Raw genomic sequence first — 15159 nt, 5'->3', positions numbered from 1 at the left:
TTTAATTTAGTCTGGTACATATGCCCTTCTCTGCAGAATAAAACGGTAAATAACCTTTATTGCGGACGAGATAGATACTCTGGATTTCACATAAAGCCTCACCTCCTTTACAGGTCTGGTTAGGGATCAATATGAGTCAGAAGAGATAACAGATTAGTCTATGTTTTTTACTTGGAAGTTTAGGAGATTGATTGAGTCGGATTAAACCATGTGAGTGAATAGTTTGGGTGTTTGAATAATGCAATGAGAGTGAATGTCTATAAGCATTCATGTGGAAGGGTAATCTGGAGCGTTAGCAGAACGCTTGCTAAGGAGTGGTGGATATGACTTTCGATCGCGATTCGAGTGAGTAGTTAAAATTTTAATTACATATAATAGTCGATTAGGGATTTAATTGGATTTTATTGGTATAGTATAAAATCATTATTCGATATATACAAGCACTTTATTGAAAAATATAGAAAATAAGTCTATTTAATGCTTTTATGTGTCTCATGTCGCTTACACATTTCAGTTTATTTTTCGCATTCCTGCATGTTTTTGATAAATAATAGTTTGTAGTAGTTCTATATAACCAAGACCCGGTGCTCAAAATTTCAAATCAAGAAAAAGAACGACATGAGAACTCTCATGTCGTTCATATCAAAATTTATATCTCATCATGTAATGTTCACGCCGCCACTTGCATAGCCAACAACGGTATTCACAAGACTAAGTCCAGTTGCCGTTGCAGAGAATACAAGCAGAAGTCGTGTCTGTGCAGTCACAGGTATAGCCAATCCAGTTGTGATGCCGTTGGAGATACTACCCAATGCAATAATACCGGTGAGTGGAGGTGCCAGTGTAACGACCGCCCCCGGAACCGCAGTAAATGCATTATCAGGAGTAGGTGAACTGAATAATTGCGCAGTAATGGTCACCGTTGAACCAACCAAGGCCAAGGCTGCTGTGGTACTGAAATAGGCAGCAATCGAAGTTATAACGCCATCCCGTGGTGCAGAGAACGCAAAGTTTATAAGTGGTCCGACAATCGTTCCCGTTAAATCAATCGTGCCACCAAGAATACTGACTCCTGTTGCCGAGCTGCCGAAACCGATAAGGCTTGTCGTTCCAACCAGTCCACCAGCAATGGTTGTCAATATGGCAGGTCCGCCAGAAGCAAACGGTATAATAGCTCCCGAACCCGTAGCCCCAGTAACACCAGTGCTGCCAGTTGCTCCGGTAGCCCCGGCTACTCCTGCAATTCCGGCTGCACCTGTATTTCCTGTCACACCCGTCGCTCCCGCCAAACCTGGGTCACCCGTTGCCCCGGTAGCCCCGGTTACTCCGGTGGCGCCTGCTACGCCAGGATCACCTGTTGCTCCTGTAACGCCAGCTGCCCCAACAGCTCCTGTACTCCCCGTTGCACCTGTCGCTCCTGTTGCGCCACCTGCTGGACCTACACCACCCTGAGAACCAGCAACGCCTGCCGGGCCTTGTGGACCAGGTACGCCCTGAGGACCCGCTGGTCCTGCAGGTCCTGCCGGACCTTGACTCCCTATGTTTCTAAGCCCTGTTGTGATAGCCAATTCGGTCGCCCGGATCAAAATGACCAGTTGATCTTTCTCAGCCGAATCGATATTCCCCTGTAAAATGACAGATAGGAGCACATCCAGCAATTGCTGCAAATTGGTTCCTACACTGATCGGAGAAAATGGAACGGCCTCTGCAGATACAATGGTAAGCTCCAAGACCGCTTCGAGATCTGCCTTGGTTCCCTTTTTCAAATCCGAATGATGAACCAGAGCCAGTAATTTACGCAGTACCTCAATCAGAAGTGAAACATTATGAGGCGTGGGATTGGCAAAAACCTGTACAATTGCTCCCTTCAACTCACCAATTAATTTGAGAAGCAATTCAGCTTCTTTGTCAAAACACTTATGATGGTGATGATTGTGGTGGTTATGATGATGCTCGTGGTGATGTTCTTTGTGCTGCTCTTGGGGATGGTCACAGTCCTCAGCTTTTTTTTTCTTAAATCCGCTCCAACTGATGCGTTTCTTTGGTTTCATCTTTTTTGCAGATCCTCCTTAGTGAGTCTCAATCATTCCATAGGCGAACATCACTGGTTTGATGATATCAGTATATTTAACAAGCAAGAATTTCGTGATTATTATATAAGTGAATTTCCGAATTACAGTTTTCAGCTTGGAGGAACCTCCATTATCATGGAGAGGATTTTGCACGGAAGTCAGCCCTATGTATAGCCCAACCAAAAGAGCGCTATCCAATGAGTACAATACTCCTGGATGCGCCCTTTTTATAAAAACAGTATTGAAAATGATCTTTGAGATTAATCCAATTCAATTTTGAAAACAATCGGTGCATTACTCTTCACAGTTGTCGTTGTGATCGTCAGTGCGTCCGCTGTTCTCTCCCATTGCGGCTGTTCTTCATAGCCAAGTACTTGAATATCTTGAATGACCCCTTGAAAATGGTGAGAACCTTCCTTCAGCGATTTAATGTGAATCACTCCGTTATCCGGGTAGGCAAGAACCGTGGCATACAGACTACTTTCTTTTATCGTAAACCGTATATCTTCACTCGTAAACGCCTTGGTATCCCCATCCGTAAATTGCCCTTCCTTCACCTCGGTTGGACCCTCTCCAAACGTACGCCAGAATGTCGTGTCATAGATCGCTTCTCCATTCACTTCAAGCCACTTGCCGATGCTCAGCAAAATGTCGCGATCTTCATCCGGTATACTGCCGTCTGCTTTAGGTCCAATGTTCAGCAGCAAATTTCCGTTTTTGCTTACAATATCGACGAGATCCCGAATAATCTCCTCGGCCGTTTTATAGTTATTATTTTCCGTATAACACCATGAGTTTTTAGCGACAGCCGTATCGGTTTGCCAAAAATAGGGCTTAAGCTCAGCGAATTGTCCCCGCTCCACATCCGGAACGGCACTGCCAAACATATAGGCCTCATGTTTATAATTGATCGCAACAGGCTCGCCCCATTCTTCGCCTTTGTTATAATAATAGGCCGCAAATTTCTTCAAATAGGGTTTGAATGCAACCGTTTGAATCCACCAATCGAAATAGAATACCTTAGGCTGATATTGATCTACCAGTTCACAGCAACGAATCAACCAGTCTTCCAGATACTCCTCGGTCGGAGGCGAACCATACAGATCATGATGATCCGGTTCTGGCATGGCAGGCCAATAGAAATCACCACGTTTCAGGGGCTCTTGAATATCTGACTCGAATTCCTTCCCGTGAGACATGAAGAACCAATGCTCCGCACGGTGGGACGATACACATAAGGTTAATCCCTGCTTCTCATATGCAACCTTCATCTCGCCCAGAATATCTCGTTTGGGGCCCATTTCATATGTGTTATAGTGAGAGATAGAGCTCTTGTACATCTGAAAACCATCATGGTGCTCAGCTACAGGCATAACATATTTGGCTCCGGCCTGTTTAAATAAAGTTGCCCATTCATCGGCATCAAACTTCTCTGCACGAAACATCGGGATGAAGTCTTTATAGCCAAAGTCCTTATGAGGTCCATACACCGCAAGGTGATGTTCATAAGCCTTGGAGCCTTGAATATACATATTTCGCGAATACCATTCGCTATCATAAGCCGGGACGGAATACAGCCCCCAGTGGATGAATATACCGAATTTCGCTTTTGGGTACCATTCTGGAACTTGGAAAGCGCTGAGCGAACTCCAGTTGTCCTTAAATTTACCGTTCGCAATTGTTGCTTCGATCTGTTGCAAATATTCCTTTTTGTCCATGAACTGTTCTCATTCCCTCCGTTATCGTCTGCACTTGTATTGTAGTGTTACGGCCAAAGGTTAAACATGCAGAACACTAACTTTTAGATGGACAATACTAACCTTGTATGGAGATGAATAACATGAACCACCAAACGTTGCTTACAAACTACCTGTCCAATCTGCAAGTTGAATTATTCATGGTCAACTATAATCGTTGCGACATCGATTGGAGAGATCTGGATTATACACCCGATTACAGCAAGTTTTATTTCATATGTGAAGGTGAAGGCTGGCTCAGGATTGGGAACGAAGAGTTTTACCCTGCGCCTAATCAGCTTATTTTAATGCCGGAAGGAATCAAACAATCCTACTCTGCCATTAATGACCGTCCTTTTCTCAAATATTGGTGTCACTTTAGTGCAAAGGTTGGGGGAATCAATTTGTTCCAAATTCTGAAATTCCCGAATAGCTGCACGTTGGATCAACCTGAGTTGATTCAGGGGATTTTCAGCAGTATCCTTGCATATGCAAAATCCGACTCAGTCTATGCCCATATGATGGCCAAGAGCAAACTGACTGAGTTACTGTCCCACTATATAATGAATCTCGATCTGGATCAGATCTCTTTTATTAACGTGCCGGTTATGGAGAAGTTATCTACCATTCTGGCTTACATTGATTCCAACATTGAAGAGAATATTTCAGTTCAGGATCTGGCCCAGATTGCCTACATGCATCCGAATTATTTCATTCGATTCTTCAAGCAGCAGATTGGCCTTCCTCCGATCCTCTACATTACTGGCAAAAAAATCGATAAAGCCAAGGAATTACTGACCTGCACCCCGAACACAATCACTGCCATCGCAGAGCATCTCGGTTTCAGTGATTTGTATTATTTCTCCAGACAGTTCAAAAAGCATACAGGGCTCACACCTACGGAGTACCGTAGACAAACAACAGTACTGACTACGAAACATGGTTTATGAACAAGCACAATTAAGAGAGAGTTCCCTCATTCGGAACTCCCTCTTAATTGTGCTTGTTTCTGTTCAACAACTCTTGCTGGATTACTTTTTTGAGTTCTCTCAAATAAGTGTAACCATATTTTTGATCCGGCTCAAGATATGCCCCTTCCGCCCATTCATTCCAGGCGTTAACAAAGAGATATTCACTATTGTACACTGTCCTCGCTCTCTCCATCTGCCTCGCCAGATATATCCCAAACTTCTCTGGGGTTGACCCTAGCGTACTCTGGCCGTCAACGCCTCTTCGCGGTGTATTATCCCAATTGACAAAAGCACCTGGATAGATCATTTCTCCGTTACGATGTGGTGTTCGTTCGAGAATGGAGGACCATACCTTGTCGTAATTCACAGCAATATGCTGCCGACCCTCGATGTTCATTTCGATCCAGATTCCATTCATATGTCCATGTGCAAACGTATAATGCGGTTCAAATTCCATACTCGCTTCAAAGATCTGACGATTAAATGTAGGGAATCCACCAATGGTCTGCACAAAATGAATCCCTTTCAGGCCATGCTTCAAAGCCAATTCACGCCAAAACTGAATCATTTCCTCACATTGGGGAATGCTGGCTGGTCGATAGATCAGAAATAATGGCTTATCTTCGACTCGAATATATCGTTTATCCTTAAATACGTTTACCAGATAATTAAAATGCTCTTCCCAATCATCTTGATCCCCATAGTTCTGGGCCATGAGAATGTCCGATTCCTGGCCATCCCATTTTCTTGTCCATGTTTCATTGGCCCAAGACAAACAAAATGGAAAATCGGGCTCTCCACTGCTCAGTATTTCATTCACCGGTTTTTCCAACAATCGCTTGCCTTTGAACCAGTAGTGATAATAACAAAATCCATAAATGCCATGCTGGTTGGCTGTTTCTGCTTGCCACTTTCGCACATCTGGATCGGAAAGATCATAATATTTCCCCTGAAATGGCTGGTTCGGCTGATGATGACCCGAATATAGGGGAGTGGCTTTTTTTACATTAGTCCATTCAGTAAAACCTTCCCCCCACCAACGGTCATTCTCCTCAATCCGGTGAAACTGGGGTAGATGCAGCGCAATTACTTTCAAACAGAACTCCTCCAATGCAGGAACATGATGCAGCCTAAACTCGTGTGATTCTTGATGGTTTATGTGAATATGATATCCAGCAGTCGCAATGTTTTTTGCAGATGGGATTGATTATATTTCATGTATGCCAGAGCATGGCTAGCGGCCAGTCTCCTTGCATCAACACTCTGCCAGTAATGTTCAAACTTCTGAGTGAGTTCTTCACAAGAGTTGTATTGTTGAAAGTTACTAAGATCTATCCCGTTGCTCTGATTCAAAGATGGTCCTATGAGCTGAAACGTCCCACATGCGGCAATTTCCATCACGTTTTTGATTGATTCGCCACTATGAATAACCAGTTTGCTTCCGTTAAATAAAATCTGGCGAGCTTCATGTCTGCGAACGGGATAGAAATCTCCAAGCTGTGCCCAACCCTTCCCATCCACCCGAACGTTTTTGTTATTCAAAAGACCCGATTTGGCAATAGCGGTGACGATGCCATCAGGTTCTGCATCCCCGATGATATAAACATCCGATTCATACTCCGGGGGAATAGCTTGCGGACAGAAAATATGGGGATCAGGGGGCATTAATAGTTCATTAAGAGCAGAGCCTGCCAGATGCTGCTGGTCGCTTATTGACCATGAATGCTGCACAAACACGTGATCAAACCATGGCAATATGGCATCGCTCTGACTTCCATTTTGATTCGGAGACAACCAAATTGCTTTTTTGGTGGTTGATTCTTTTAAAGCTGTGATATTCTCATTCGGCAATTGTTCATCACTTCCAACAATCAGAATCAGGTCAACCTCCATAGCAGACAGACTGGCTGAAACGGATTCTATATATTTAATCTCATTTACATGCCTCACGAGATGTTTAAGGCTTTGTTCAATCAGTACACAATGTGATGACATTTCCCGGTCATTACACGGTGTAATCAGAAGCACATTTAACTCCTTATAGATCACTTTGGACTTTACTCGATTAGATGCATGTTCCTCCTGCATCATTTTCAACCATTGTTGCTTGAGATCCAACTGCTGTACTGCCATATGTTTGCGCATGGATTTGAGTTTTCTGTTCAGTACTGCATGCATCTGTCTCAGAAATAACTGGTTTGCATCGTGAACTGAACGATTCTTCTTTATGGACCTAACCTGCATTTTGGACTTCTTTCGGATAGCAAACCCTCCCGTTCCGTACGAAAACATTCTCTGGCTACAATATGCACGAAATAGTGGCATGGTTTCTTCTATTAATGGCTTCACTGGCTCATCATGTAAAACGGGCTTTATCTCGTACATATAATGTGTAGTCACCCGGGTCGGTTCAAATCTTGTCCTCATAGAATATAAGAATACTATATAGGAGATGATCTCATTGCCAACATTTGATAGTATCCTTGTCACCGGTAATCAGACCATTAATCAGGATCTGCAAGTCAATGGTAATGAAACCATTGGCGTTGATCTACAAGTCAATGGTAGCCAGACCGTAGCAGGCAGCCTCCAAATCAATGCCAGCTCCTCTATCGTTAATAATCTGGGTGTAGGCGGTGTTATTGAAGCTGGAGACAGCGTCAAGGCTACTACACAATTAATGGCACTTAATCAACCAGTGCTTCCAGTAGCTCTGCCGATTGTACAGCAGCTCAGGTATTACAATCCTGGTGTTGCAGGTCAACCCGGTCTGGTCTTAACGGGGACCGCTGGCAATCAATATATTCTGTTCGTTGATGAGAGTAGTGGAACGCCCAATCTTGCCATTCAACCTTTATAAGGTGATCCATCCACAGGTAATGTCAGCAAAAGAAGCGATGTCCGTGTATTCTCCGGACGTCGCTTCTTTTGCTTTCGTTTCTGATGAAACCTATTTATAACTTCATTCATTTATCAACCTTTGATTAATACGGACAAGGCGCTCTTGCTTTCCAGCTGAAACTTCATCAATACATCAACGCGCAGCTTAATCTGTATGTTGCCCGTCTCCTCCCCATCATTAAAGAGGACTAAAGCTACGGAACCATCTACATTCTTAAAAGCCACAGAACAAATTCCATCATCACTGGATGTTGATTCGATCCGAACAGCCTTCGGGCGGATCACAGCACTGAAATGTGCCAAGGCATAATAATCGAGTGTATACGTAAGCTCCTTGGTTTGCTGATTCACTTGCACGATGCCACGGCACGTACTGCGGCCAAATCCCGGCACGGTTGGCCCGTTGTTCTCATCAAGTGCCATATTCCAAAGTACAAAGGATTTGCTGTAATTACGAAGAATGTGGATCCCTGTTCGCATCACATTCGAGAAGGCTTGCTCAAATGGCGGAATCCACTCTCCACCCGAGCCTTCGGTGAAATGTACTTCTTTGCCTGCAAAGGCTTCATAAACCTTCGTTTGAGCAGAAGCATCGCCCCCGTACCAATGCCAAGCTACACCATCCACTTCCTCTCCCGCTTGTTCAAGTACGGTCAGGGGATAGTCCGGTTGGTCCCAGTTGTGATCGTAACAGAGAATTTTGGTTTGAATATCGTTACGAACAAAGGCTGGTTTGAGATGGTTTTTGATAAAATCCGCTTGGACTTCGGCTGGCATCAACATACCGGGATAATGCCCCGGTTCATAAAGCGCCTCATTCTGTGGTGTGATGGCATGGATCGGTAATCCATGCTCTCTATACCCTTGAATGTATTTCACGAAATATTCGGCATAAACGGGATACCATTCCGTTTTCAATTGTCCGGTAATCATCGATCCACTCGTTTTCATCCAGCCGGGTGCACTCCATGGTGAAGCAAACAGTTTCAATTCAGGATTCAGTGCCAACGCCTTTTGCGTTAACGGAATAACGTCCTCTTCATCATGCATAATACTGAACTGGGTTAATTCTGGATCTGTCTGCTGTTCTGGCATATCGTTATAACTGTATACCGTTCTCGCATAGTCCGAAGCGCCCATCGGGTTACGAATGACCGAGAGTCCAATACCTTCCTGCGGATGGAACAAGCGGGACATGACCTCTTCCCGTTGCTCCTCATTCAAGATTTGATTGATCAGATAGGCAGAAGAGTCGGTAAAAGAAGCACCAAATCCATCCATCTCCTGATACGTTAGCTGATCATCCAGAAGAATAGTCGCGGTCTCCAGATCAGGTGCTGGAGGTTGCAATTGATCCAAGGATATGGGTACAAAACATTCATTTTCTCCTGTTGATTTGTACATTTTGAATGTAGTCATAAGATTCTCCTTCATATTTCATTTTTCTATTATTGAATGCCTAGTTTGTCTTTGTTCAATTTCATCTTTTCACTGCGTACCTTCACAATCTCTTCCCAACGGTTCTCACCTAAAAATGACTTATAAGAAGCCAATGCATTGTCATACGAGGCATCATCCTTGGAACGTACCATACTGACCAGCGTTGTATTCCACTTCGTATTGATAGCTGACAATGCACGAGCTTCAGGTGTACCTTGATCCGGGCTAATATTCTCCAGAATGAAGTGAGGTTTCAGCTTGCCTTTGCCCCACTCCTGCATCTGTTTAATCGCTTCCGGAAAAGCATCTGCACTGAGTGCTTTGTGACGATCATGGCCGAAGAACATAAACTCACCCATCCGATAATCCTTTTTGAATTGATCTGCGTTATTCAGTTGCATGTCTTTCACTGCTGGCAGTAATTCTACACTACCGTCGGCTTTGGTTTGGAAGGTCTCCCCTTCGATCCCGTAATTCATAAGTGTCTGTCCTTCTTCACTTAATAAGTATGTGAATATCTGAATGGCCTTGGCCGGATCTTTACAATCCTTGGAGATGTAATTGATCATCCACCCGGTTATCCCGGATTGATTCAATGTCGGGGCATTGCCTTTGGTGCTCTGCGGACCATCAATTGCAATATATTCTTTGCCCGGGTTGGCACTCATGTAAATTTGCAGGTTTCCTCCTTGTTGAGGTGTACCGTCAAGCAGCATGGTCGCGTATTTACCAGACTTTACTTTTTCCTCAAAAGCCGTTCCATCATCAGCAAAACTGTCATCACTGATATTGCCATCTCTGTACACGGTGTTCAATGTTTTCAACCACGTGAGGTAATCTTCATCCAGATTGCGATCATAGAATTCTCCTGATTCGGTCTCCAACGGAACGCCGATGAAATCTTGCAACGTATCCCCGAGTGAACCTGTTCCTTCACCTATAGAGTTGAATCCAAACGGAATCAGCGCAGGGAACTCTTGCTTAATTCGTTTCATCACACTCTGGAATTCCTCTGGCGTTCCAATGACCGGACTACCCAAAGCTTCATACACATCTTTACGAATGATAAATGCCGTTTTTGCAGGAATGTTACCGCTATCATAATCCTCTTGTGTATTGGAATAGTTCGGATAACCATAGGTTTTGCCATCCGCCAATTGGAACCAGTTCAATGTATCGGCAGCCGCAACTTTATTGAAATAAGGATCATATTTCTCCGCCAGATCGTTCAGCGGCATAGCCCAGGTAGCGGCTTTTTGTACCACTGGAGAATTGGAGTCAAATACGGTTAGCAGGTCAGGCATATCTCCGCCGGCGAAAAAGGTGTTTAACTTGGTATCATCACCCGTGATGAATTTAATATTGATGTTCAGGTCCTCTTTGATTTTCTTCGTGACAATGTCCTTGCCAAAATCGGTGTTCCACCAGTCAGCATTGACATACCACGTCAGGTCTGTAGCTTCTTCCTTTTTATCCAACTGCCAAGCTGGCTTTTCCGGGTCGACCGTATAACGATCTTCAATGGAAACCCAGTTCCCTTCACTGGATCCCCCCGATCCACCACTGCAACCTGTAATCATAAGTACGGCTGTGAGTAGTGTTGCGAGCAATTTAACCCCTTTTTTCCCTGATGCCTTGTTCAACTTCAACATGTTTTTGTTCCTCCTCATATTGGGGTATTGGTTTCTTCTATTCCTTGACCGCACCCAGCATCATTCCCGAGATAAAGTATCTCTGAACAATGGGATAGATCAGCACGATCGGGAGTGTTGTAATGACAATGGTGGCCAACTGCACGCCTTTTGTCGTTGTTTCGATTACAGCCGAACCCCCAACATTTTGCATGGATTGGGTCTGGGACTGAACGATAATCTCATACAGCATCATCTGGAGTGGATACAGTGACTGATCGGTAATGTACAACTTGGTTGTCATGAAGTCGTTCCATTGCCCCACCCCATTAAATAGCGCAATCGTAGCCATAGCCGGCATGGAGAGTGGAATGAAGATTTTCAGGAAAATATGCCAATCCCCTGCGCCGTCAATCTTGGCCGATTCTTCCAGCGAATCCGGGACATTCCGGAAGAAATTCATCAGAATCACAACATCATAGAAGCTGAATAACGCCGGAATAATGTATACCCAGAAGCTGTTTAATAATCCAAGTGATTTGATTAACAGATATGTTGGGATCATGCCACCGGAGAAGAACATTGTGATGACTCCCATGGCAACATATAATTTACGGCCTCTTATGTACTTTTTGCTCAGACCGTAACCAACCATGGCACAAAAGAACACATGTGTAACAACACCAATCGTTGTTTTGGACACCGATATGAAGAAGGCCTGCCATATGCCCTGATCATTGAATACTGCTCTGTAATTCTCCAGCGAGAATTCCGGTGACCAGAAGATGAATCCACCTTCCGCCAACGCTTTGCCTGAGCTAAAGGAAGAGATAATGACATTCCAGAGTGGAACCAGGATAACGATCGTACAGATGATTAACAAAATCATATTTAAGGTATCAAAGATCCGACTATCGAGATCTTCTTTTGCCACCTTTCCATTCACGCGGGATGCCTCCTTCTACAACACAGATTGATTATCGTTTAATTTGCTTGTGATTTTGTTTGCCGTGACGAGTAGAATGACAGAGATGATTGAGACACCCAAGCCAACGGCCGTTGCATATGAAAAGTCACCCTGTGACATCCCCATACGATAGACGTACGAATTGATGACTTCCGCTTTGTCACGGTTCTGGGAGTTCATGAGAACCAGGGTCTGATCCAGATTCGACCCCAATAAACCGCTTACAGTTAGAATCAGATTTAGGCTGATAATGGATCTCATATTAGGCAATGTGATATTCCAGATCTGTCTCAGACGGCTTGCACCATCGATTTTGGCCGCTTCATAATACGTAGGATCAATCTTCGCCATAATGGCCAGATACAGAATCGTTCCCCAACCTGCTTCTTTCCAGATATCCGATAACGTAGCAATCCACCAGTACTTGCCTGCATCCAGCAAGATGTTCTGCGGTTGCGAGATCACTCCCAGGCTAAGCAACAACTGATTAAATAACCCCGTTGTCGAAAACCAGGTGATCAGCATTCCCCCAAGTACAATCCAGGACAAAAAGTGAGGTAAATATGAAACCGTTTGCACAAACTTCTTGAATCGTCCACTGTTTAACTCGTAGATCATGATCGCGAGAATGATGGGAATGACGAACCCAATACCTAATTTCAAAAAACTGATCCCCAGCGTATTCACGACTGCATCCCAGAAGTATTTATCTGATAAAATGATTCTGAAATTATCAAGCCCTACCCAAGGAGCGGTTGCCAGTGTATCAATGACCGTGTAATTTTTGAAGGCAATTGTTAAACCGTAAATCGGGATGTAACAAAAAATAATCATAAAGATAATGCCCGGGATAATCATTGATTGAATCTCCCATTGTCTTCGATAATCGACTATGAATTCTTTAATCCGTTGTCCGATGGGTTTCTTCCCATTGGGACTGATCGCATTTTTACCGGTTGATGTCTCTACGGCTAATTTATCCACGTTTTTTTACTCCCCTCCATCATGCATGCATGTTTATAAAAACGTTTTTATTTTTCGACATAAAAAACCCCTTTATTTATATTTATGTAAAAAAAGACCGGAGAAGACGCTGAATCAACTTACGTACGGTAGTCTTTGCGGTCGATCTTCACATGGCTTGAACCTCTCACCACCAACTCACCCGCCAATTTTTGCGCAGACCCTTGTTCATTCTCCTTGATCATACCCACCAGTTGATTAATTGCCAGGATACCCTGTCTTGCAATTTGATTTCTTACCGTTGTGAGCGGTGGAGAAAAATACTGTGCGATATCAATATCGTCAAAACCCACAACGCTAACGTCTTGAGGTACTTCAAAACCCTCAGACTTCAACGCATGCATACAGCCAATTGCACTCAAGTCATTCCCTGCAAGAAATGCATCAGGCCGCTTGCCGGGGTGCAAATGAAGAAAAGATTTTATCGCACTATACGTGCTGTCCTCCTCAAAATACCCTTGAATAATGTAATCTTCATCAATTGGAAGCTGGTATTCACGCAAGGCAGCCAGATAGCCGTCTCTACGCTGCACACTGTCAAACATCGTATCCACACCCGAAATATAAGCAATTTTCTTGTGCCCCAGTCCAATTAAATACTTGGTTGCTTCATAAGACGCAACATACGAGTCGAAAATAACACTTCCCATCGTATCACTCTGATAGACCCGATCCAGAAAAACTGCCTTGATCTTGTCTTTCTCCATGGCGATAATATCTTGCTCATCGATCCGAAGCTCTTCATAGATAATGACACCATCCACCCGCCGACCCAGAATATTACTCATAATAACGTGTTTATCCTTGGTCACAAATACATTCAAACCATACCCAAGACGATCACATTCGCGAGACATCGACTCGACCAGCTTATAGAAATACGGACCCGATACACTTGTAGTGAAAAAACCGAGCATTTTGGTTTGACCGGACTTCAAAAGCTTGCCGTTCAGATTAGGCACATAATTTAAACGCTCTGCCACCTTGAGAACATGTGATTTTGTCTCCGGGTTCAAGACATCCACACCATTTAAAGCGTTGGAGACTGTAGAGATGGATACGCCTGCTTCCCTTGCTACATCTTTAATCGTTATCTTTGCCATAAGTTTTGTTCCTTTACTATAAAAACGTTTTTATAATGTTTAAATTATCATAAAACCGTTTTCATGGCAACACTTTAATTTGCGAGCTCAGGCATCATGCACTTTATCCATAGCTATACGCCACTGCGGGCGCAAAAAAACGGCTCATGTATGAGCCGCCGTTCCTGTAGTTTTATCTTTTTATTCCTCATCCTGGACATACATGGAGTGAATCTGTTGCAGCTGCTCTTGCAGACGTTCCAAGCGAACAAAACGATCCGCTCGAATATATTCCTTCTGCTCCACAAGCATGATCATTGTTGGAACGGTAAAAATAAGAAACTTGGACGCAACCTCTTCCACTTCATTAGCATTAATGTGACCCAGGTATATCGATGGATAAGGTTCAAGCAACGTCCTGATCTTAGGAAGTAAAGCGTGGCACACGCTGCACTCTGGCCGAGATACATACAAAAAAACCAATTCATGTTGTTGAATATTTTCTTCAACCATTTCTATGGATGTTAACTCATGAATATCTTTCATAGAAGCTCAACCCTTTCAGTCAATCAATAGCTTGCTCATTTAAACTTTTACTTTTCAAGTATAGTCTATGTGCGTTAAAATCAAATGGAATATATCCCCATATGAAAGAGGTTATGGTATGAAAAAATCATTCTTATTTCTGTTCACTGCCCTGGTTGTTGTTACTTCCTTCTCGGCGTATGCACCTGTATCGGATGCTTCTGGCGATATTGGAGTAAGCCTGTTATCCGATCGTCAACAGGGTACAGTAAAGTAGCACTTGTACAGAAACCAGCAGGCGACAATTCGGATAACATCTGAATTAGTCGCCTGCTTTCATTTAGTCATATTGATTTTTATTTCCAATCTCTCTTCCGAAGATAAGATTCAAATACAAAAGTTCCAAACGGCAATAGACCGGCAAGACCACCCATTAACCAGCGCGTGATCTTCCACTTTTTGACCACAGCCAAATGCACTAGCGCAATAAGGTACAAAGGAAACAAAATACCATGAATCATGCCCATTATGGCTACAGCAGAAGAAATATCTGCAAAGTATTTCAGAGGCATAGCAATAAAAATCAACAGAAGTAAGGATACCCCCTCCCATATGCCCGCAATTCTAAATCTGCCTGTCACTGTCTTCATAAAGTCCATTCTCACCTTTCCCGCTGATCGTTTGTGAAATATGTAACTTGTAACATGCTACGAGAACTTCAATCACATCTCCGTACAGATATGTCGTTCTGAAGCTTATCCTAAGTATAACGTATGAGGTTAATTCGAAGATGCTTCAAATTTGAATAATT

Annotated in this window: 14 protein-coding genes; 3 read left to right on the top strand and 11 right to left on the bottom strand. The window is 43.5% G+C overall.

The features are described 5' to 3' along the window. Positions 1–659: 659 nt before the first annotated feature. Together ACETMN_RS14335 and ACETMN_RS14330 are read right to left on the bottom strand one after the other, a co-directional pair. On the bottom strand, positions 660–2051 hold the full coding sequence (locus tag ACETMN_RS14335; RefSeq protein WP_091016589.1) for an exosporium glycoprotein BclB-related protein: 1392 nt from the start codon (positions 2049–2051) through the stop codon (positions 660–662). A gap of 281 nt (positions 2052–2332) precedes the next feature. Continuing rightward, complete coding sequence (locus ACETMN_RS14330) at positions 2333–3790, bottom strand: alpha-L-fucosidase (RefSeq protein WP_091016592.1); 1458 nt, start codon at positions 3788–3790, stop codon at positions 2333–2335. 122 nt (positions 3791–3912) lie between these two features. On the opposite strand from ACETMN_RS14330, the gene ACETMN_RS14325 reads away from it, so the two are divergent. Then, the gene (locus ACETMN_RS14325) at positions 3913–4758 is read left to right on the top strand and encodes an AraC family transcriptional regulator (RefSeq protein ID WP_091016593.1); all 846 of its coding nucleotides are present in this window, start codon (positions 3913–3915) and stop codon (positions 4756–4758) included. Between the two features lie 43 nt (positions 4759–4801). Here ACETMN_RS14325 and ACETMN_RS14320 read toward each other — a convergent pair whose 3' ends face one another. Beyond that, positions 4802–5875: a glycoside hydrolase family 99-like domain-containing protein gene (locus ACETMN_RS14320; RefSeq protein WP_091016595.1), complete on the bottom strand. Its 1074-nt coding sequence runs from the start codon at positions 5873–5875 to the stop codon at positions 4802–4804. A 59-nt stretch (positions 5876–5934) separates the two neighbouring features. Next, entirely contained in the window at positions 5935–7023 is a 1089-nt protein-coding gene (locus ACETMN_RS14315) for a hypothetical protein (RefSeq protein WP_411736264.1), read from the bottom strand. Between the two features lie 208 nt (positions 7024–7231). Here ACETMN_RS14315 and ACETMN_RS14310 point away from each other — a divergent pair, with 208 nt between their 5' ends. Beyond that, complete coding sequence (locus ACETMN_RS14310) at positions 7232–7639, top strand: hypothetical protein (RefSeq protein ID WP_244660886.1); 408 nt, start codon at positions 7232–7234, stop codon at positions 7637–7639. A gap of 113 nt (positions 7640–7752) precedes the next feature. Here ACETMN_RS14310 and ACETMN_RS14305 read toward each other — a convergent pair whose 3' ends face one another. The 6 genes from ACETMN_RS14305 to ACETMN_RS14280 form a co-directional block, all read right to left on the bottom strand. Further along, positions 7753–9099: a glycoside hydrolase family 30 protein gene (locus ACETMN_RS14305; protein WP_091016600.1), complete on the bottom strand. Its 1347-nt coding sequence runs from the start codon at positions 9097–9099 to the stop codon at positions 7753–7755. 29 nt (positions 9100–9128) lie between these two features. Beyond that, on the bottom strand, positions 9129–10772 hold the full coding sequence (locus tag ACETMN_RS14300) for a sugar ABC transporter substrate-binding protein (protein ID WP_179198531.1): 1644 nt from the start codon (positions 10770–10772) through the stop codon (positions 9129–9131). A gap of 37 nt (positions 10773–10809) precedes the next feature. Next, complete coding sequence (locus ACETMN_RS14295) at positions 10810–11697, bottom strand: carbohydrate ABC transporter permease (protein WP_017688674.1); 888 nt, start codon at positions 11695–11697, stop codon at positions 10810–10812. A 15-nt stretch (positions 11698–11712) separates the two neighbouring features. Continuing rightward, positions 11713–12702 (bottom strand): ABC transporter permease, encoded by a 990-nt coding sequence (locus ACETMN_RS14290; RefSeq protein ID WP_206099103.1) that lies wholly within the window; start codon positions 12700–12702, stop codon positions 11713–11715. 119 nt (positions 12703–12821) lie between these two features. Further along, on the bottom strand, positions 12822–13844 hold the full coding sequence (locus ACETMN_RS14285; RefSeq protein ID WP_091016602.1) for a LacI family DNA-binding transcriptional regulator: 1023 nt from the start codon (positions 13842–13844) through the stop codon (positions 12822–12824). A 180-nt stretch (positions 13845–14024) separates the two neighbouring features. After that, positions 14025–14369: a thioredoxin family protein gene (locus ACETMN_RS14280; RefSeq protein WP_091016604.1), complete on the bottom strand. Its 345-nt coding sequence runs from the start codon at positions 14367–14369 to the stop codon at positions 14025–14027. 118 nt (positions 14370–14487) lie between these two features. On the opposite strand from ACETMN_RS14280, the gene ACETMN_RS14275 reads away from it, so the two are divergent. Then, positions 14488–14625, top strand: coding sequence for a hypothetical protein (locus ACETMN_RS14275; RefSeq protein ID WP_179198532.1), 138 nt, complete (start codon positions 14488–14490; stop codon positions 14623–14625). 79 nt (positions 14626–14704) lie between these two features. On the opposite strand, the gene ACETMN_RS14270 is transcribed toward ACETMN_RS14275, so the two are convergent. Next, entirely contained in the window at positions 14705–14998 is a 294-nt protein-coding gene (locus ACETMN_RS14270) for a DUF3817 domain-containing protein (RefSeq protein WP_091017704.1), read from the bottom strand. Positions 14999–15159 lie beyond the last annotated feature (161 nt).

Origin of the sequence: Paenibacillus sp. M2 (assembly GCF_046713495.1) — a bacterium.
Lineage (GTDB): Bacteria > Bacillota > Bacilli > Paenibacillales > Paenibacillaceae > Paenibacillus > Paenibacillus amylolyticus_B.
This window is presented reverse-complemented; position numbering and strand designations above follow the sequence as displayed.